This window comes from Aquirufa sp. 5-AUSEE-100C1, from assembly GCF_054558655.1.
Map to the genome: position 1 here is coordinate 523870 of NZ_JBPXKO010000002.1, position 19669 is coordinate 543538.

Annotated in this window: 18 protein-coding genes; 3 read left to right on the forward strand and 15 right to left on the reverse strand. The window is 43.8% G+C overall.

The window, feature by feature from the left end; all coding sequences use genetic code 11:
- Positions 1-3: 3 nt before the first annotated feature.
- From ACMH5P_RS06130 to rsmH, 7 genes are all read right to left on the reverse strand, one after another.
- Entirely contained in the window at positions 4-1278 is a 1275-nt protein-coding gene (locus ACMH5P_RS06130; protein WP_459493457.1) for a metal-dependent hydrolase family protein, read from the reverse strand.
- Positions 1279-1398: 120 nt separating this feature from the next.
- Entirely contained in the window at positions 1399-2646 is a 1248-nt protein-coding gene (locus ACMH5P_RS06135; protein WP_459493458.1) for a 3-phosphoshikimate 1-carboxyvinyltransferase, read from the reverse strand.
- A 15-nt stretch (positions 2647-2661) separates the two neighbouring features.
- Positions 2662-3846: a phospho-N-acetylmuramoyl-pentapeptide-transferase gene (mraY, locus tag ACMH5P_RS06140; protein ID WP_459493459.1), complete on the reverse strand. Its 1185-nt coding sequence runs from the start codon at positions 3844-3846 to the stop codon at positions 2662-2664.
- Between the two features lie 66 nt (positions 3847-3912).
- A complete protein-coding gene (locus ACMH5P_RS06145; protein ID WP_459493460.1) occupies positions 3913-5373 on the reverse strand; it encodes a UDP-N-acetylmuramoyl-L-alanyl-D-glutamate--2,6-diaminopimelate ligase in 1461 nt (486 codons plus the stop codon).
- Positions 5374-5376: 3 nt separating this feature from the next.
- On the reverse strand, positions 5377-7512 hold the full coding sequence (locus ACMH5P_RS06150; RefSeq protein ID WP_459493461.1) for a penicillin-binding protein: 2136 nt from the start codon (positions 7510-7512) through the stop codon (positions 5377-5379).
- The gene (locus ACMH5P_RS06155) at positions 7512-7889 is read right to left on the reverse strand and encodes an FtsL-like putative cell division protein (RefSeq protein ID WP_459493462.1); all 378 of its coding nucleotides are present in this window, start codon (positions 7887-7889) and stop codon (positions 7512-7514) included. The genes ACMH5P_RS06150 and ACMH5P_RS06155 overlap by 1 nt, the downstream gene beginning before the upstream one ends.
- A gap of 1 nt (position 7890) precedes the next feature.
- The gene (rsmH, locus tag ACMH5P_RS06160) at positions 7891-8805 is read right to left on the reverse strand and encodes a 16S rRNA (cytosine(1402)-N(4))-methyltransferase RsmH (RefSeq protein ID WP_459493463.1); all 915 of its coding nucleotides are present in this window, start codon (positions 8803-8805) and stop codon (positions 7891-7893) included.
- 108 nt (positions 8806-8913) lie between these two features.
- On the opposite strand from rsmH, the gene ACMH5P_RS06165 reads away from it, so the two are divergent.
- A complete protein-coding gene (locus tag ACMH5P_RS06165) occupies positions 8914-10137 on the forward strand; it encodes a peroxiredoxin family protein (protein WP_459493464.1) in 1224 nt (407 codons plus the stop codon).
- The gene (locus tag ACMH5P_RS06170; RefSeq protein ID WP_459493465.1) at positions 10127-10804 is read left to right on the forward strand and encodes a phosphatase PAP2 family protein; all 678 of its coding nucleotides are present in this window, start codon (positions 10127-10129) and stop codon (positions 10802-10804) included. The genes ACMH5P_RS06165 and ACMH5P_RS06170 overlap by 11 nt, the downstream gene beginning before the upstream one ends.
- On the opposite strand, the gene nhaD is transcribed toward ACMH5P_RS06170, so the two are convergent.
- The 3 genes from nhaD to ACMH5P_RS06185 form a co-directional block, all read right to left on the reverse strand.
- On the reverse strand, positions 10801-12060 hold the full coding sequence (nhaD, locus tag ACMH5P_RS06175; RefSeq protein ID WP_459493466.1) for a sodium:proton antiporter NhaD: 1260 nt from the start codon (positions 12058-12060) through the stop codon (positions 10801-10803). The genes ACMH5P_RS06170 and nhaD overlap by 4 nt on opposite strands.
- Before the next feature lie 72 nt (positions 12061-12132).
- On the reverse strand, positions 12133-13335 hold the full coding sequence (locus ACMH5P_RS06180) for a pyridoxal phosphate-dependent aminotransferase (protein ID WP_459493467.1): 1203 nt from the start codon (positions 13333-13335) through the stop codon (positions 12133-12135).
- 82 nt (positions 13336-13417) lie between these two features.
- The gene (locus ACMH5P_RS06185; RefSeq protein ID WP_459493468.1) at positions 13418-15247 is read right to left on the reverse strand and encodes an ABC transporter ATP-binding protein; all 1830 of its coding nucleotides are present in this window, start codon (positions 15245-15247) and stop codon (positions 13418-13420) included.
- Positions 15248-15336: 89 nt separating this feature from the next.
- Here ACMH5P_RS06185 and ACMH5P_RS06190 point away from each other — a divergent pair, with 89 nt between their 5' ends.
- The gene (locus ACMH5P_RS06190) at positions 15337-16221 is read left to right on the forward strand and encodes a glycosyltransferase (RefSeq protein WP_459493469.1); all 885 of its coding nucleotides are present in this window, start codon (positions 15337-15339) and stop codon (positions 16219-16221) included.
- On the opposite strand, the gene ACMH5P_RS06195 is transcribed toward ACMH5P_RS06190, so the two are convergent.
- The 5 genes from ACMH5P_RS06195 to ACMH5P_RS06215 are packed head-to-tail and all read right to left on the reverse strand — an operon-like array spanning position 16196 to position 19650.
- Entirely contained in the window at positions 16196-17086 is an 891-nt protein-coding gene (locus tag ACMH5P_RS06195; RefSeq protein WP_459493470.1) for a glycosyltransferase family 2 protein, read from the reverse strand. The genes ACMH5P_RS06190 and ACMH5P_RS06195 overlap by 26 nt on opposite strands.
- Entirely contained in the window at positions 17087-17962 is an 876-nt protein-coding gene (locus ACMH5P_RS06200) for a glycosyltransferase family protein (RefSeq protein WP_459493471.1), read from the reverse strand. It lies immediately after the preceding gene.
- Positions 17959-18438, reverse strand: coding sequence for an NADH-quinone oxidoreductase subunit C (locus tag ACMH5P_RS06205; protein WP_459493472.1), 480 nt, complete (start codon positions 18436-18438; stop codon positions 17959-17961). The genes ACMH5P_RS06200 and ACMH5P_RS06205 overlap by 4 nt, the downstream gene beginning before the upstream one ends.
- Before the next feature lie 9 nt (positions 18439-18447).
- Positions 18448-18960 (reverse strand): NADH-quinone oxidoreductase subunit B, encoded by a 513-nt coding sequence (locus ACMH5P_RS06210; protein WP_459493473.1) that lies wholly within the window; start codon positions 18958-18960, stop codon positions 18448-18450.
- Positions 18961-19650 carry a T9SS type B sorting domain-containing protein gene (locus ACMH5P_RS06215; RefSeq protein WP_459493474.1) on the reverse strand — a complete coding sequence of 230 codons (690 nt, stop codon included), beginning with the start codon at positions 19648-19650 and terminating at the stop codon, positions 18961-18963.
- Positions 19651-19669: the final 19 nt, after the last annotated feature.

Here is a 19669-nt window from a genome sequence, read left to right on the forward strand (position 1 = left end):
TCATTAATCTTGTTTATAGACCTTACCATCTCGCATGACAAACTTCATTTTCAAGATGTCTTGTATATTTTGAGTGGGGTCACCATCGACGGCAACAATGTCGGCCAACTTACCGGGTTCAAGGGAACCGATGGAATCCGATTGGCCTAATAAATCTGCAGCCGCTATAGTCGCCGATTGAATAGCTTCCATCGCGGGCATCCCAGCTTCCGTCATCAAAATAAATTCGTTTAGATTTTTACCGTGACCAAATACACCCGCATCCGTACCAAAAGCAATTTTAACACCTGCTTTGTAAGCCTTCCCAAAGGTTGACTGAATAATTGGTCCTATCGATTCCGCCTTCTTTTTCACCATCTCAGGATAATAATTAGGTATTTTAGCCGAATCCGCAACCGAACGACCCGCAATGATGGTTGGCACATAATATGTCCCATACTTCTTCATCAATTCCATCACTTCTGGTGTCATATAGGTACCGTGCTCAATGGAATTCACACCCGCAATAATCGCACGTTTCATCCCTTCTGCCCCATGTGCGTGAGCCGCCACCTTAAATCCATAATCTTTCGCGGTTTGAACAATCGTCCGAATTTCCTCTTCGGTAAATTGAGCGCCCATCCCATCTTTCGCATAACTTAATACCCCTCCGGTCGCAGTGATCTTAATCAAATCAGATCCTTCTTTGTAACGTTGACGCACAGCCTTTGCTGCATCTGACAAACCATTGACGACGCCGTCCTCGGGTCCCAAATCCTTTTTAAAGGATTCATTCAACCCATTCGCATCGTCCGCATGACCACCTGTCGACCCAATCGCAACACCTGCCGTAAATACACGAGGACCCTCAACGATTCCTTTGTTAATTGCATTACGCAAGCTTATCACGACATGGGAACCACCTAAATCACGAACGGTGGTAAATCCTACATTGAGTGTTTTCTTCGCATGAACCAAAGCTTGATAAGCCACATCGCCTGGATTTTTAGTGAAACGATCCAAATAGGCATTCGGATTCGTCTCGCTTTCCAAGTGAACGTGCATATCAATCAATCCGGGCATAACCGTCTTGTTTTTTAAATCGATAACGCGATCACCTTTTGCGGCGGGAATATAACCCGGTTGAATACTTTGAATTTTTTTGCCTTCTACCACAATAGTCAAGGCAGTTTGAACTTTTCCAGCCTTCACATCCACCATTTTTCCGCAGTATAATAGCGTTTTTTGGCCAAATAAGACCATGGGGCTTAACAAAATAAGCAGTAAAATCTTCTTCATCGTTTGTTTGTTTTTTGCGTAACGCAGTCGGGGTTTCTAAGCCCAGCAGCGTTTACATTTCCGACAATTCTACGAAAAAAAACGACGTCTTGTATTCAAGAAATAGATAAATGAGGAATTTTATTCGCTCGTTGATGAATTCAACAACAAATCCACATGTTTCCAAAAACTTGGATAGGATTTAGCCACTACACCCGGCTCATGAATGAGAATTTCACGCAAAAGACCGACAGGAGCGAAGGCCATGGCCATTCGGTGGTCATCATAGGTTTCAATCTCGGGTACGGTACCTTCCGTGGAAAATGATCCCGAAACTGTATATAATTCCTTCGATTTAACCTCTTTCAACGATGCCCCAAGCTTAATTAGTTCATTTTGAAGTGCTAAAACTCGATCGGTTTCCTTCACTTTTAAAGATTCAACGCCCGTTAAGTGAAGGGTGATATTTTTTACTGCTGCAACCACACTAATGGTTTGAGCCAAATCTGGGCAATCCGTAAAATCCCAGGCTAATTCAGAAACGGCCTCACATTTTGTTAATAGATACCCCCGACCGGTGTATGTACTTTTCACGCCCAATGGCAACATAATATCCCGGATAGCCGCGTCTCCCTGTAGGGACTCTTCTTTTAAACCCAACAGCTCCAATGAACTATCTTCAAAGGGCGAAAGTGCAACCATTGAGTACCAGTAACTAGCACCTGACCAATCTGACTCAACCGCAAAGGGTGCTGACACATAACGCTGAGCAGGAATATCGATTAAGCCTTTTGACCAATCTACACGAGCCTGAATGCCAAATTGGGCCATCTGTGCCAAAGTCATTTCGATGTAGGGCTTAGACCCTAAAGAACCCGTAATGGTCAATGCAATGCCGTCGGGCAACAAGGGTGAAACCATTAAGATGGCAGAGATAAACTGCGAACTCACGTCTCCACGAATTCGTAATTCACGAGAACCCGAGTACTGAAACCCCGTTAATTGCAAAGGTGGATATCCCTCATTTTTTTCATAGGTAATATTCGCCCCCAATGTACGAAGCGCATCCACCAATATCCCGATAGGTCTTTCGCACATCCGTGCTGTGCCTGTCATCGTTTTATTCGCTCCCGTAATTGAATAATATGCCGTCAAAAAACGCATCGTGGTGCCCGCATCAAGTACATCGGCAATTGGATTGCTTGTATCGGCCAACAAACGTAACATGGTTTGCGTGTCCCGAGCCTCCGCTAAATTTGACAATTGATCCTTATCCCCACCCGCTAAGGCATTAATCACCAATGCACGATTACTTTCCGATTTGGAGGACGGCAAAGGAATGATTTCTTGAAAGGAATTATGACGAGGATATAGGCGAATTTGACTCAAAATATAAAGATACGCTTAGCGTAATTTTAAAGTTACTAATGAAATAACGGCTAGAATAATCCCCACAATTAAGAATCGGGTTACAATTTTAGCCTCATGGTAATTCTTCTTTTGGAAGTGATGATGCAAAGGCGACATTAAAAAAATTCGTCGACCTTCTCCGTACTTCCGTTTGGTATATTTAAAATAGGCCACCTGCATGATGACCGAAAGATTTTCGATTAGAAATATTCCACAAAGAACCGGAATTAGCATTTCCTTGCGGATTACAATGGCCAATGTGGCGATAACTCCCCCCAACATTAAACTTCCAGTATCCCCCATGAATACCTGAGCAGGGTATGCATTATACCACAAAAAGCCGATACATGCCCCTACGAATGCGGCGCAAAAGACAGCCAATTCACCCGAATTAGGAATAAACATCACATTCAAATATTGCGAAATGACTTTATTTCCAGAGACATAAGCTAAAATAGCCAAGGCAATACCGATAATCACCGAAGTACCCGCTGCTAAACCGTCAATCCCATCCGTTATGTTCGCTCCATTTGAAACGGCCGTAATGATGAAAATAACGACCAAAACATAGACCACCCACACATATTGATCGGGAATAAAACTTGGCAACAACATGTTATAGTCGAAGGAATTCCCCTTCATAAAGGGAACTGTGGTCAATAAAGATTTGTGGTCAACATAAGTCCCATCCGCCGCAAATTCACGCACCTTGATGTGCTCATTAAAGTACATGGTCAAACCCACGATGATACCGAGACCTACTTGGCCAACAATCTTAAACTTTCCCGAAAGACCGTCCTTATTTTTCTTAAATACCTTAATGTAATCATCTGCAAAACCCACTGCTCCAAGCCAAACTGCCGAAGTCAACAACAAAACGATGTAGACATTCGTAACTTTTGAAAATAATATCGTAGGGATCAATAAAGACAACAGGATGATAAATCCACCCATAGTTGGGGTTCCTTTTTTGGCCATTTGACCCTCCAAACCTAGATCGCGAATCTCCTCACCAATCTGCAAACGTTGCAAACGGTAAATGACTGATTTCCCCCAAATAGCTGCAATACCCAAAGATGTGATGACCGCAGCAACCGCACGAAAGGTTATGTATTGAAAAACTCCAGCACCCGGAATATTTAAGGTTTTATCTAAGTATTCAAAGAGGTAATAAAACATGCCTTGCTTTTGGAGGTGATTGAAAAATTATTTGAATTGACAAATTTGCAAAAATTTACGGCGAAATCAAACTTTAGCAAAGGCGTAGGCGATGACCTGCTTATCGTCAAAATCATACTTAACCCCTTGAATATCTTGATAGGTTTCATGACCCTTGCCTGCCACCAAAATAATATCGCCTGCCCCCGCCAAATGTTGGATAGCCTCCACAATTGCCTGCTTCCGATCTGATATGCGAAAGACTTCTGCCGCTTGTTTTTCAAGAATGCCCGCTTCCATCTGATCCAAAATAAGTTCGGGATCTTCAAAACGGGGATTATCCGAAGTCAAAACAACCTTATCGCTTAAATTTGCCGCCAAAGCTGCCATAAGCGGACGCTTGCCTGCATCACGATTGCCTCCACAGCCAACAACCGTAATGATTTGTTGGTGCTTTTGACGAATCGCCTGAATCGTTTTCAATACATTCTCCAAGGCATCAGGCGTGTGCGCATAATCGACAATAGCCATTTTATTAGCCGGCCCATGCATCTGCTCAAATCTCCCCGGCGCGGTTTTCAAACCAGACAAAGCAATTAGGACTTCTTCCCGATTCTCCCCCATTAAAATGGCCGTTGAATAAATCGCTAACAAGTTATACGCGTTAAACTGACCAATTAATTGGGTATGAATTTCCTGACCATCCAACTCCAATTGCAATCCGGAAAGTACATTCGCCTTCACCCTTGCCTTAAAATCGGCAGTTTCAAGAATTCCATAAGTCAACTTACGTGCCTTGGTATTTTGAAGCATGACAGAACCGCGCTTATCATCGGCATTTGTTAACGCAAAGGCAGACTTAGGCAATTCGTCAAAGAAGCCCTTTTTGGCTTTGATATAGGCATCGAAAGTTTCATGGAAATCTAAATGATCGCGCGTGATATTCGAAAAAATAGCGCCTTTAAACGTTAAGCCAAAAATACGCTTCTGAACAACTGCATGTGAGCTCACCTCCATGAATACATGCGTACATCCGTCCGAAAGCATCTCTGCTAGAAGTGCATTCAAATTCAGGGAATCGGGAGTCGTATGCGTGGCAGGAATCACTCGATCCTGAATTTTATTCTGTACCGTTGAAATTAAACCACAACGATGCCCAAGCAATTTGAACAATTCAAACAAAAGAGTCACACTCGTTGTCTTTCCGTTCGTACCTGTAATACCTACCAAATTCAATTGAGCGGACGGATTTCCATAAAATTGCGAAGCGACCAGGGCCATCGCCTCATTAGAATCCTGAACTTGGATAATCAAGACTCCGTCAGGTAATTGCTCCGGAATCTTTTCCACGACACAGGCTGTGCAACCTTGTGAAAATACTTGGGGTAAGAATTGATGTCCATCCACTTGTGTTCCCGGTATGGCAAAAAACAAGGAACCCGCAGCCGCTTGGCGCGAATCAAAACAGAGATGATTAATCATTTGGTCATTCCCAATTTGTTGGAGAATGGCAAGTGATTGAACTAATTGCGTGGACGGGTACGTCATATGTTAGTGCAGCTGTATGGTGATAAGTGCATTTTTTTGAATCGGAAATCCTGCGGGGATCGATTGTGCCTTGACAAGACCTAATCCATTTGCGCGCACTTTCAATCCCTGATTTTCTAGTAGAAAAAGTGCATCCCGCAAATTCATTCCTACGACATTGGGAACCTTTTTGGGCGCGAAACTCACCGCATAATTTTTCACCTCCTTCTTGTTCATTTGGAAAGATAACCAGCGTCCATCTTCTTCAATTTTCGGAAGTCCCAAATTCGAATACAACACCCCATGATCCAATGGGTGAATCAGATGACGCAAAGCTGCGTTATTCAATGAGTCTGGTAAATACCCCGAAAGTTTTTGCTGAAGCTTCATGTCCCGAGCATAGATCCGCTCTGAAATATCCTTAAACACGGGAGCAGTTACTTGACGCGCATAAGTTGCCTCTGAACTTCCCTTAGGATAATCCATCGCTACTAAAACCGTGTACTTCGGATTGTTTACCGGAAAATAACCAATGAAAGAAACATAATAAGTTCCCTTGATGTATTGACCGTTGACACGGCGCTGGGCTGTTCCTGTCTTTCCAGCTATGCCATATTTCGTACCTTTCAAATTGTCAGAGGTTCCGCGTTCTACGACACCTTTTAGCATTGTTTGTAGCTTCAACAAGGTTTCCTTCGAACACAGTGGTTTCGAATCTTTCTTCTGAGTCAGCGTATAATCGACCATGACCTCATTCCCCTGCGTAGCCTTTTTGACTAGAATAGGCTGAATCCAATAACCATTATTGGCGATCGCATTGTAAAAAGCCAACAAATGCAAAGGTGACGTATTAGAAGAATAGCCAACGGATGTCCACATATAAGTTAATGCATCCCATTTGGCCGGCAGCCTAAATTTGGGACGTCCCGTCACGGGCTTGATCTGAAAATCCAAAGGATCTAATAGATGAAATGCTTTTAGGTAATTATACCATTTCCAAGACTTTGACCCAAATACGCGTTGCATCAATTTGATGGTACCAATATTTGAGGAATGTTCAATGACTCCCTGAACCGTCAAGGTCCCATAATCATGGGAGTCCGACATCGTTTTGTTAAAGATGGTATATTTTCCTCCTGTTGTAACTGTTTCCGTCAAAGGCATCCCTGATTCCTCCATCATGGCCATCATGGCGGGCAACTTAAATACAGACCCTGGGTCGTTTTCAGATACCTCCAAGGCATAGTTAAGTGCCTCCGAATAACCCGTCGGCGATTTCGCGTTCTTCATCAAATTGGATATCGCTTTAATTTCACCCGTGGAGGTCTCCATCACGATGGCAGTTGCATAATCACCTTTATAGGTATCCAAAGAGCGCATCAAGGCTAACTCCACTATATCCTGAATATCCACATCCAAGGTCGTATGAAGATCCAAACCCCGTTGTGGCAAAATCTCCTTACTTCCATCCATCGGACGCCATACATTCTTATCCATCTTTTCAAAGAATCCATGACCCGGAATCCCCGCCAATTCCTTGTTAAATGCTTTCTCCAAACCTACCTTATTCTTATCCTTGAGGTAACCAATCGTCCGGTAAGCGGTCTGTCCAAAGGGTGCATAACGTACATTTTTCTTCTCAAATACCACACCCGTCTTAATAGGATTATTCGGATGCAGATTGAAAATCGGGAAAGTTAAAACTTTTTTACGCTCTTGAAAGTCCAACAAACGATTATTAATCATGATGTAGGGCCTCTTCTGATCGAAGCCCTTCTTCAATTTATAAAAATATTCATCCGCTGTGCGATCCTTGTAAAAAGCAGCTAAATGCTCGGCCAATGCGCGTGAATGCCGATTGAACGTATCTTGCATGGCCTTGGTCTTATAGACCGAAAAATCCATTCCCAGGCGGTATTTAGGTAATGACGTCGCCAATAAACTTCCATCGCTGGCATATATATTTCCCCGAACCGCCTCAATAGATCGCTCGCGTACATACTTCGCTGAGGCATCCGATTTTAAGCTAGGCCCATCAATAAAAACAACCTTAAACAAGAAAAATAATAACAAGACAAAGGCGCCCAGCATAATGATAAAAAAACCATTAAAGCGACGCGTGATGATTTGTCGGATATTTTGTGTCGTTGACTTCGCCATTACTCGTTCACTTTTTCAGATTCTGCTACCACCTTGATTGGCGGAATTAAACTCGGTTCTAATTTGTATTTTTTCATCGCTAATGACAAATAGCTTTGCTTACCGACTTTCATATACTCAGCCTTTTGGGTCGTGTAATCCGCCCGAATCTCATCTAATTCCAACTTCACTTTTTCGATCCGGTGAATCTTACTCTCCGCCATCATCGTATAATAGATATAAATCAAAATCAAGAATGCCGTGTAAACGACTTTTTTCAAAAGCGGTATAGGCAATTCACCACCTGTTAATGAATCAATGTTAAACAACAAATCCATTACCCCTGTCTGAGGCTTCGATTTGGATTCTCCCTCCGTGTTTTTTACTGCATTTGCCATCTTAAATTTTACTAGCTATTCTCAATTTTGCACTTCTCGAACGCGGGTTTCCCTTCAATTCCTCCTCGGAAGCAGTGATCGGTTTGCGAATCTCACTTTCCAGGGGCTTGTGGACCACCCCGAACATATCTTTATCTTCTTTCCCAAAACAATCTCCCGTCCGAATGTAATTCTTTACCAAACGATCCTCCAAGGAATGAAACGAAATCACACATAAACGCCCCTCAGGAGCCAAGACTTTGGGACATTGTTCCAAAAACTCTTCAATCACGCGCAATTCCTGATTGACCTCAATTCGAATTGCCTGAAATGCCTGAGCAAAATAACGAAACTCCTTATTCCTTGGAGCTAATTTAAATAAAATCTCCTTAAACTCGCCCGTCGTTTCCAATGGCTTTTGGGTTCTTGCTTGAACCACCGCCAAGGCCAATGTTTTCGCATTTTTAATCTCCCCATACATCCCAAACAACTTCTGTAAATCCCCCGCCGAATAAGTATTCAACACCTCAGCCGCCGTGGTCGAAGCCGAAGGCCCCATTCGCATATCCAAAGGACCATCAAAGCGGGTAGAAAACCCGCGTTCAGCCGCATCCAATTGAAAAGATGAAACTCCTAAATCGGCTAAAATTCCATCCACTTGCTTCACGCCTTGCAAACGTAAATACTTCTCCAAATAACGAAAATTGGCTGTTATCAGGGTCAATCGTTCATCATCAATTAAATCAGCTTGCTTCCAAGCATCCGGGTCCTGATCAAAAGCATAGAGTCGACCATTGGGCCCCAATTGTGCCAAAATCGCCTTCGAATGCCCACCCCCGCCAAAAGTCACATCCACATAAATCCCATCTGGCTTAATTGCTAAACCCTGCAAACATTCATGCAACAAAACCGAGGTGTGATACGAACTTTCAGACATAATTCAAATTTACAAATTATCTCTCGGCAAGCATAAGCTTTTTTATCAGGATATTGATTTTTTTGTGACAAGGTTTATCCCCTATCTTTGTACAAATTTATCATGCCTATGAAATCCCTCATTTTACTTGCTATTTTCTCGTTTTTGTCAACAATGTGCTTCAGCCAATTACCCCAGTCAGGTCCTTGGCGCGGGGAGATCGACCACCTGGGTGGTAAACTACCTTTCAATTTTATCGTAGGAGCAAAACCGACCAAAACCAAAATGGATATCCGTATTCAAAATGGTTCTGAAAAAGCGAACCTGGGTGATTCCTATTTTCGGGGTGATTCATTAGTTATTCCTTTCGATTTATATGATTCCGAGCTCATTGGCTCCTTACAAAACGCTCAATCATTCATCGGTTATTGGCAAAAAAAACGGAATGGAAAGACGCTATTTCGAATCCCTTTCGAAGCAAAGGCAGGAAGTGAGGCACGCTTCACCAACCTTTCGCCTGCTAAAATCAATGTGAGTGGTAAGTATGCGGCCGACTTCTGGTCGGACGAAAGCAATCATAGCCCCGGTGTCATGGTACTTTCCCAAAAAGGAAATCAAGTAACGGGAACCGTTTTAAAAACAAGTGGCGATTACCGATTCCTGCAAGGCAATGTTAGCGGAGATAGTCTTTTATTAAGCTATTTTGACGGCAGTGGAGCGATGCAGTTTCGCGCGCGCTTACAAGGAGATCAACTCACCGGAAACTTTTTCACGGGATTAGCTGGCAAACGAAATTTCTTGGCAAAAAAGGATGAAAAGGCTAGCCTTCCTGACCTCAAAAAACTCACCTATTTGAAACCCGAATTTGACCGAATCAGCTTTTCGCTTCCCAATCCAGCAGGAAAATTAGTCAGCCTAGATGATGATCGTTATAAAAACAAAGTAGTGATTATCGAGCTAATGGGCTCTTGGTGCCCTAACTGCCTAGATGAATCACGATACTTGGCACCCTTCTATAAAAAAATGAAAGATCAAGGCGTAGAGGTAATTGGACTCGCTTTTGAATATTCCCCAGAAATCAGCATTTCAGGGCCGAAAATTGAAAACTTCAAAAAGCGCATCGGATTGGATTACGAAATCTTGTTCGCCGGACAGCCAAATGACGAAACCATTGCTAAAGTCCTTCCCATGCTTCATAAAATCAATGGATATCCTACGACCTTTATTTTAGACAAATCAGGAAAGGTCCGAGAAATACACACGGGCTTCTCGGGTCCCGGAACAGGCGTTTACTACACGGATTGGATTCATGAGTTTGAACAAACTGTCCAAAGCCTGTTACATGAAAAATAGAATCCTTATTCTCTTTTTGCTCCTAGTAAGCATATCATCCCAAGCACAAAAAAAAGCCTGGGCCTATGCTGCCGGCCTATCCGGTATCAGTATTTTATTGTACAATGATGCCTCCAAAGAAGCACAAAAAAAATACTATGATTCCAATCTGAGTAACTTCCATACCTCCGCTGATAATATTCTTCAGTATAGCCCAACTTTACTGAACATCGGCTTGCATTTGGCCGGTCTAGAGGATAAATCTTCTAAAAAAGAGCTACTCGGAAAATTCATTATTGGAACTAGCACCTATGTAGTCATTGCGCAAGGACTTAAATATGGCATCAATGAAACCCGTCCGGATGGAACAGAACGCAGCTTCCCATCGGGCCACACGACAACGGCTTTCTTCGGAGCTCGAATGCTTGACAAAGCTTATGGAAAAAAATACCCCGCGATCGCCGTTGGAGGTTATGCCTTAGCCAGTGCCACTGGTGCTTTTCGAATGGCCAATAATAAACATTGGGCAACAGACATATTCATGGGTGCTGCCATCGGCATTGCTTCTGCAGAAATTGCCGATTGGGCCTATCCCAAATTTAAAAAAGTAATGAATAAGACCGCCGTGGAATGGGAACCCATCGTTGCGCCCAACTACTATGCAGCTCGGCTGAGTTACACGTTTTAATGGACCAATAAATAACAGGCTGCTCCAGCGAAATAACCTAACAGCGCCAAGATGCCAATTCGTTTGGCATACCAAAGAAAATCAATTTTTTCCATGCCCATCACGGCGACACCCGCCGCCGATCCAATAATCAGGATACTCCCCCCCGTACCTGCACAGAAAGCTAAATATTCCCACATGGCATGATCCATCGGAAAATCAAGCAACGAATACATGCCCATCGTAGCGGCCACCAAAGGCACATTATCAACCACCGAGGAGGCCAATCCAATTGCCGTAACAATTACATATTGATTCCCTAAACTTGATTCGAGGTATGCGGCCAACTGACCCAGAAACCCAAAAGACTCCAAGGCGCCAATCGCCAATAATATACCAAGGAAAAATAAGACACTCGACGTATCAATTTTCGTCAGCGCGTGACCCACCGTATAAGGTTGCTTCGCCTCTTCATCCTTGTCGGCATGTAGATACTCGGATAAAATCCACACTAAACCCAATGCCAATAAAATTCCCATGTATGGGGGTAAATGTGTCAAGGTTTTAAAGACCGGAACCCCCAATAAGCTGATGACTCCCGCCGTTAACATAATTCGGCCATTCCGCTCCTCTTCGGCAGACATTGGGTCGACTTCCACGGCATGCCCCAAATCGTTTTTCCTTACCCAAAATGCGGCCACCGCAAGTGGAACCAACAACGAAACAACCGAAGGAACAAACAATGATTTCACAATCCCCCAGGCTGAAATCTGCCCACCTATCCACAACATCGTTGTCGTCACATCACCAATCGGCGACCAAGCTCCGCCCGCATTAGCGGCAATCACCACAACACCCACGAAATATTTACGGGTAGAAGTATCACTGACCAACTTGCGTAAAAGCGTGACCATGACAATTGAGGTCGTCAAATTATCTAAAACTGCTGAAAAGAAAAAGGCGCACAAACCCACGACCCACATCATTGTCGCCGGATTTTTCGTCTTGATCAGTCGGCTCACAAATTGAAATCCCTGGTGCGCATCCACCAACTCCACCAAGGTCATGGCGCCCAATAAGAAAAATAAAATTTCTGATGTAGCTCCTAGGTGATGACCCAATACCTCCAATTCGTGAGGACCTTTGACCAAGGCATATACTACCCACACTAAAACTCCCGTAACTAAGGCAGATGCCGTCTTATTGATTTTAATTGGATGTTCAAAGGCAATCGCCAAATATCCAATCACAAAAATGAGAACTGAAATAATTTCCATGCCGTAAATATAAAAAAGAAAGTCAGGGATTTGCATCCCTGACTTTCAAATATCAAACAAGGGCTAAACCCATTATTTCAATTTTGCTACCGCAACTTTAATACGCTCACAAGCTTCTTCCAATTGCTCATCAGCTGCAGCCGTTGAAATACGCATACAATCCGGTGCGCCAAAACCTGAACCCGCAACAGTTGCCACATAAGCCTCGTTCAACAACCATGTACAGAAATCATCTGAATCATTGATGGTTGTTTTGCCGTCCGACTTACCGAAGTAATACGAAATATCAGGGAACGCATAAAATGCGCCATCTGGCATATTTACCTTGAAACCTGGGATTTCACGTAATTTACCAACGACCAATTTACGACGACGATCGTAAGCGGCTTTCATCTCATAAGCATGATCCAATGAACCATTAAACGCAGCTACTGCTGCTTTTTGCGCAATAGAGTTCGTTCCTGAGGTCACTTGACCCTGCAACTTCTCGATACCATCCGCAATCCACTTAGCCGCCGCAATAAATCCAATACGCCATCCCGTCATCGCATGACCTTTCGCCACGCCATTCACCGTAATGACACGATCCTTAATCTCTGGAATTGAACCAATAGAGAAATGACCACCCTGGGTGAAGTTAATGTATTCATAAATCTCATCTGCTAATACAAAAATATTCGCATGACGAGCTACAACATTCGCAATATCACGTAACTCGGACTCCGTATACACAGAACCCGTCGGATTATTTGGCGATGCAAACATCACCATCTTCGTTTTCGGCGTAATCGCCGCCTCAAACTGCGCCGCAGTTACCTTGAAATTATTATCAAAAGCACCTTGCACAACAACAGATACTCCATCCGCTAATTTGACCATTTCAGAATATGAAACCCAGTAGGGCGAGAAAATGATTACCTCATCTCCTGGATTAATTAAAGCTGCAATCGCATTGGCCAAGGAGTGTTTCGCTCCCGTAGAAACCACAATGTTCTCCGAACCCCACTCCAATCCATTGTCACGCTTTAATTTATTAGCAATCGCTAAACGTAAATCAGGATATCCTGCAACAGGAGAATAGCCGTGAAAACCATCATCAATGGCTTTTTTGGCTGCTTCACAAATATGAGCGGGTGTTTTAAAATCCGGCTCACCTACCGATAGGCTAATTACTTTATGACCTTGCGCAGCTAATTCACGCGCTTTCTTTGTCATTCCCAACGTAGATGACTCTTCTAATGCTTGAATGCGTTGGGCTAATAAGGATGATGACATATATATAAATACGATGGTTGAAATCGGGCGCAAATTACCCATTTCATCGCTTAAAAGCTAATTAAATTCACAAAAAGCTTGATTAATGTTGTTGGCTCAACTTCGTATAAACCCCCTTCGGATTCGCCAGTAATTCTGCATGTGTACCACGCTCGACAATCTCTCCCTTGTCGACCACCAAAATCTGATCCGCATGCTGAATCGTGCTCAAACGGTGCGCAATGACTAAGACCGTTCGGTTCTTCATCAAATTACCTAAGGCCGACTGGACCATCTTCTCGGATTCATTATCCAAGGCACTCGTCGCCTCATCCAAAATCAATATCGGAGGGTTTTTCAACACCGCCCGAGCAATCGATAATCGTTGCCGCTGGCCGCCAGACAACTTCGAACCGCGATCCCCTATCACTGTTTGATAACCATCCGCACTCGCCTCGATAAATTCATGTGCATTCGCAATTTTAGCTGCCTCAATGACCGCCTCCAAGGTCGCATCTGTTCCAAAAGCGATATTGTTGAAGATGCTATCATTGAACAACACCGACTCCTGCGTCACGATTCCCATTAAAGCCCGAAAATCCTCTAAAGGAATATGTTTCAAAGGAATTCCGTCAACGGTAATTTGACCCGATGTAGGATCATAAAATCGGGGTAACAAATCCGCAAGCGTTGATTTGCCACCTCCGGATGCGCCTACCAAGGCAATCGTTTTCCCTTTGGGGATGTCGAAACTCACCGACTTCAAAACCGAACGTCCTTTGACATACGAAAAGCCTACTTCTTCGAAACGGATTTTATCTTGGAAGGCCGACAATCGCTGAACAGGCTCCTCCACCTTGATTTCTGACTCCGTATCTAAAATTTCGATGATGCGGTCGGCGGAAGCAACACCTCGCTGAATACCTGAAAAAGCATCCGCAATTGCTTTGGCAGGCCGCATAACCTGCGAAAAGGTAGCTATAAACGCAATGAAGGTCGACGCACTCAATTCTCCATCCCCTGAAATCACCAAGCTTCCCCCATACAACAAAATGCCAGTCACAACCAAAACCCCCAAACTCTCCGAAACCGGTGAAGTCAATTCTTGCCGAAAAACCATACGCAATAAAGAATTTCGGTATCGATTATTTCCCTCCTGAAAACGTGCATCCATCACCTTCTCCGCTCGAAAAGCCTTCACGACTCGCATGGCTCCAAAGGTCTCATCCAGCAAACTAATCAATCCACTTAAATGCTGCTGAACCTCACCTGCTGCACGACGTAAACGCCGCGTGATGGTCGCAATGACCCCACCCGAAAGTGGTAGAATAATCAGCGAAAACAAGGTCAATTTCCCGGACATACACGCCAAGAAAACAAAAAACATAATCAAGGTAAAAATCTCCTTGAATGTCGCCGTAAAGGCCCTGCCGATACTATTCTCTACCTCCTGCACATCGGTCGTCAAGCGCGACATCAAATTTCCCTTACGCTGCTCCGAAAAATAACTTAAGTCCAAACGAATCGCCCTAGCAAAAACCGCCTGACGCAATGAGGCAATCATATCCGCCTCCACTGTCTTCAAAACCCGCTGGGACAAATAGCGGAAAATATTCGCCAAAACAACCGATATCATGATCGCCGCACAGGCGTATTGCAACGCCCCCAAACGCCCATAAGCCTCCAAAGCCCCATAAAAATAATGGTTGAATAAAAAGGAGAAATAACTCGGACTCAAGGAGAATTCCGGCATGACACGATAGACTACCGCTTGATTCGTTGAGGCTTGATTAAACAAGACATTCAACAAAGGAATTAACAGCGTGAAATTCAGGATTCCAAACAAACTGGCCAACAACGAAAAGCTAAAATATGGAAATACATATTTTCGAATCGAAACGGCATAAGACAGTAAACGTAAATATGTTTTCAAGGAATCTATTTCAAAATTTGCATTAAATTACGACAATTTTCAGAAACAATTTGCTTACAAGATTCGATTCACCCCTCATTAGCATCGTCATGGCTTGCTATCAAGGCGAAAAATACCTTGCAATCCAACTCGAAAGTCTGCTTGCCCAAGATTACCAAAACATAGAAATTATCTGTGTAAACGATGCATCAACCGATTCCACTCAGGCTATCCTTCAACGATATGCATCCAAAGATCATCGCATGCAAATCATCCAAAATCTTGAAAACTTGGGCTACCGAAAATCCTTTGAAAAAGGAATTTTATTGGCAAAAGGAGAATTAATCGCACTCTCTGACCAAGATGATTATTGGATCCCAACGAAAATCAGTAGACTTATAAACACCATTGGGGGAGCATCGATGGTCTATGCCGACTCAGCTTTAGTGGATGATGAAGGCAACTTAATTGGGCAAAAAATGTCCGACATCAAACGACAAATCGCTTACAAAAACCCACTCATGTATACCTTTGGTGCATGGGCGCCGGGTCATGGTATGTTATTCAAACGAGAGCTACTTGAGTTTGCCCTTCCATTTGTTGAATTCGTCACACATGATTACCTGATTGGTTTTGCCGCAACCTGTACGAATGGCATCGTCTACCTTCCTGAAACGCTTGTTCATTATCGCCAACATGCGAATAACACCATCGGAGCGAATTTAAAAAAAGCCCCGAAGCCCTATAAGAGTCGGAAAGAAAAAAATAGCCGAATTCTAGCGCGCCTAAATCTACTACAAAGCCGTTGCCCAACAGGGACCGAACAGCAAGTACTCAACGATTTTTACATAGCATGTCAAGGTAGCGGACTTATGCATCGAATCAATCGGGTTCGAATTGCCCTGAAACACCGAGATGACATGTTGGCTTACAAAGGCAAATCCGCCTTCGGAAGATTTGCTTATTGTTTTAAATTGTTTTTCGCGCTGTACTAATTCGATAATACCAATTCTTGAGGCGAACCAACAAAGGAATATGTTGTGGAACCAATGGACCATCAAAGCGCTCTCCCCGACGTAAATAATATGTTGAAAGCGTACTGGAAGTCATCCCCCACTTGCGAATAAACTGATAATATCCTCGGTTCTGCTTAACCCTTTTCACAGAGATCGAACCAAAATGATATACGCGGCTTTGCCCCAAACCCTTAAATAATCGCACGCCAGCCTGCCAAAGCTTCATGGAGAAATCCGGATCGGAATACATGCCTGGGGTAAATTCCACACTATACCCACCGACTGCATCCCAGAGTTTTTTATGAACAACATTTGGCGGCCAGGTCGCACCTTGCCAATCAGGCTTTTCGAAAGATTGGTATCCGGCCAACAAGCGTGACTCCTCAAAACTTGACATACTCGTCCCAAAATTAGCCTCAATCGAACAAGAACTCTGCGCACGAGGCTCAATCATCGTCGAAGAAATAAAGAAATATTCATCCGAGCAGGCCTCAATTTCTTGTTTCAAAAGCAAATCCCAACCCGGGAGCGTATACATATCATCGTTGATGTACAAGAGATAATCTGCGCGGGCTAACGTGCGCATGGCATTCATCGCATGGCAAACACCTACATTGGTTTCAGAATGAGAATACGCTATATCTCCTTGATCTTGAACCCATTGTAAGGAGCCATCTTTCCCCTCATTCAAATGCACAATCAATTCAAAAGGCACCACACTGTGAGTCCGGATACTCCGTATACACAATTGCAGAAAGGCTAGATTATTCCAACTCGGAATGAGAATGGAAAAATAGGGCTTTTCGGGAGCCTTTGGGGCAGGAAAGGATTGAATTTGATCCACTTACAAGAGCTTATAATTTCGATATTCCCCTATTCGCCAACCCGTCCAATCTTCGATTTGTTGCAAGACTTTCCGACGAAAACTCATCTTTGCCCGAAGTACCTTGGGGTCAAAATGAAAAGGCCATTGCATCCGTGCGATACGAGCCTGCGCAACGGCAGGATGTGTACCTTCAAAAAGCGTTAAGCGCTCGGCATTTTCGTAATCAAACTGATAATCTTCCGGAACATGTTCCGCCATCCAAGCATCATCCCGGTAGAAATGGGTAAAATTCCGCACCTTATTATTGAGCCCTTGCGGGGGTTTTACCCACCCGTAATGGTAAATGGACGCATCAATCAATTTGGCATGAATCTTTTTTCCAGCCTTCCGAAATCCTTGAGCATCCTTGTAGGATTGAACCGCAGGGTCATATTTTACGACACGTATCTCCCGACGATACCAACGACGCGAAACAGCTACATAATCATAAGACCCATAAAAATGTTTGTAATGAAAAAGCAAGCCCTCAACTTGGGGGTTCGTAGCATAATCTTCCATGGCTTTTCGAATCTTCGGCAGGTCATCCTCGTGCACACACTCATCACCTTGGATGTAAAATGCCCAATCCGTATCCGGCGAAATGGCCTGATAAGCCTTATCGGTTTCCATGGAAAAAACGCGTCCTCCCTCACGCGCCTGCTCATCCCAGACTGTTTCAATGATTCGAATTTTAACAGAATCAATGGCTTGAATCAACTCTAGAGTACCATCGTTCGATTGCCCTACGGCCACCACAAATTCATCACAAATGGGTAAAATCGAGGTGATCGCCTCCACGATCGGATAATCATTTTGAACCGCATTTCGAATAAATGTAAATCCGGCTATTTTCATGATTCGTACTTGACTTTGATGCCATGGTAACGATCCTGCTCAACATAATCTTTCCGCAAAGGATGACCCTGCCAGTCGGCCGGCAACAATATTCGCGTCAAATTAGGATGACCGGCAAATTGAACCCCCAGCAAATCAAAGGCCTCCCTTTCATGCCAGTCGGCCGTCTTCCAAATCCCACTCAAACTCGGTACCTCCGGCTTATCTCGATCGATAAGTACCTTTAGGTGCAAGGTCACATGAAAAGGAATGGAATAAAGGGTATAAATCACCTCCATTTGATCAACTTCGGGACCTAGGTCAATGGCCGTTACACAAGAAAGTGAGTCGAAATAGGTTAGAGGATCTCGCCAAAGTAAATCACAAATCGAAACGAGTTCTTTGGCTGGCACAGTGAGTTGCGTCAATTTTTCATTGGCCTCCAAACTGACATGCAGCTTTTGTTCGATAAATGATTTGATAGCGAGTAATTCCATCGATTTCGTTTATGAGATAGCCTCCAAAATTCGCTGAGGTACGACCAACGTTTCTTGATTGATTTTCTCCTGTAATTTCAAAATACCACCAATTAAGGCCTCCGGTCTGGGCGGACAACCCGGCACATATACATCCACGGGAATAATTCGATCTACCCCTTTAACCACGTGATAGCCATGTTCCCAATAGGGGCCGCCGCAATTCGCACAAGAACCCATCGAGATTACATAACGCGGTTCTGGCATTTGCTCATAAAGACGACGAATCCGATCAGCCATTTTGAAGGTTACCGTTCCAGCAACAATCATCACATCCGATTGACGCGGGGAAGGGCGCGGAAAAACGCCAAAGCGATCTAAATCATAGCCAGACGCAAATGCCTGCATCATTTCAATCGCACAACAAGCTAAGCCAAAACTCATGGGCCAAAGCGAACTCGCGCGCGCCCAGTTCATAAGATCTTCGACTTTCGTGATCACAAAACCGTCTTCCTGAAATTTTTGATCCAACAAACTTTTCATCTAGCGTATAATTGTTAGTGAACCCACGACATCCGGATAATCTACACTGGGTTTGATTCGATACATATAAACACCCGTAGGCAATGCTTTGCCGCCATATTTACCCCTGAAAGGCATTTCCTCATAGGTATCACCTGTCCCCTCAAATACAGGAACACCCCAACGATCGATGACCGTAATGGTTGCCTCGGGATAGGAAGAAATATTATCAATCGCCCAATAATCATTTAAATCATCGCCATTGGGAGTAATCGCATCGTAAGGCTTAATTCGCGCCAAAATAATCACATCAATCATGGCGAAGGTATTGCAACCCAAACTTGGAGCTCTACCGGTGATGAAGAAGGTTGTTGTAAATGCATTACCTCCTAGATCCCCTAATTTGCGAACATCAAAATAAGGCTTCAATAGACGCGAACCATCGTTCCCACTCGCATCTACCATGCCCAATGCTGGAGTCCACGTCCACTCGATTAATGGATTTAAAGACCCATTCACGGGAACCGGAATCGGTTTTATCACCTCCCCGGGTTCGGGGGAAAACATCAGTATTTTGGAATTTGCCGTTACCCAAACGTCTTTACATGGATCATTCGAAACCACAGACGTAGTTTGCCCCAAAACGATATTTAATATACTCACGAAGAGTAAGGTCAAAACGGATTTAGGGTAAAATGCGGAATTCGACATAAAGGATTTTAGGATTCGC

What these genes read in the sequence shown, in the direction of transcription:
- ACMH5P_RS06130 (WP_459493457.1), bottom strand. Translation starts at nt 1,278, where the DNA reads ATGAAGAAGATTTTACTGCTTATTTTGTTAAGCCCCATGGTCTTATTT.
- mraY (WP_459493459.1), bottom strand. Translation starts at nt 3,846, where the DNA reads ATGTTTTATTACCTCTTTGAATACTTAGATAAAACCTTAAATATTCCG.
- ACMH5P_RS06145 (WP_459493460.1), bottom strand. Translation starts at nt 5,373, where the DNA reads ATGACGTACCCGTCCACGCAATTAGTTCAATCACTTGCCATTCTCCAA.
- ACMH5P_RS06150 (WP_459493461.1), bottom strand. Translation starts at nt 7,512, where the DNA reads ATGGCGAAGTCAACGACACAAAATATCCGACAAATCATCACGCGTCGC.
- ACMH5P_RS06155 (WP_459493462.1), bottom strand. Translation starts at nt 7,889, where the DNA reads ATGGCAAATGCAGTAAAAAACACGGAGGGAGAATCCAAATCGAAGCCT.
- rsmH (WP_459493463.1), bottom strand. Translation starts at nt 8,805, where the DNA reads ATGTCTGAAAGTTCGTATCACACCTCGGTTTTGTTGCATGAATGTTTG.
- ACMH5P_RS06165 (WP_459493464.1), top strand. Translation starts at nt 8,914, where the DNA reads ATGAAATCCCTCATTTTACTTGCTATTTTCTCGTTTTTGTCAACAATG.
- ACMH5P_RS06170 (WP_459493465.1), top strand. Translation starts at nt 10,127, where the DNA reads ATGAAAAATAGAATCCTTATTCTCTTTTTGCTCCTAGTAAGCATATCA.
- nhaD (WP_459493466.1), bottom strand. Translation starts at nt 12,060, where the DNA reads ATGGAAATTATTTCAGTTCTCATTTTTGTGATTGGATATTTGGCGATT.
- ACMH5P_RS06180 (WP_459493467.1), bottom strand. Translation starts at nt 13,335, where the DNA reads ATGTCATCATCCTTATTAGCCCAACGCATTCAAGCATTAGAAGAGTCA.
- ACMH5P_RS06190 (WP_459493469.1), top strand. Translation starts at nt 15,337, where the DNA reads ATGGCTTGCTATCAAGGCGAAAAATACCTTGCAATCCAACTCGAAAGT.
- ACMH5P_RS06200 (WP_459493471.1), bottom strand. Translation starts at nt 17,962, where the DNA reads ATGAAAATAGCCGGATTTACATTTATTCGAAATGCGGTTCAAAATGAT.
- ACMH5P_RS06205 (WP_459493472.1), bottom strand. Translation starts at nt 18,438, where the DNA reads ATGGAATTACTCGCTATCAAATCATTTATCGAACAAAAGCTGCATGTC.
- ACMH5P_RS06210 (WP_459493473.1), bottom strand. Translation starts at nt 18,960, where the DNA reads ATGAAAAGTTTGTTGGATCAAAAATTTCAGGAAGACGGTTTTGTGATC.
- ACMH5P_RS06215 (WP_459493474.1), bottom strand. Translation starts at nt 19,650, where the DNA reads ATGTCGAATTCCGCATTTTACCCTAAATCCGTTTTGACCTTACTCTTC.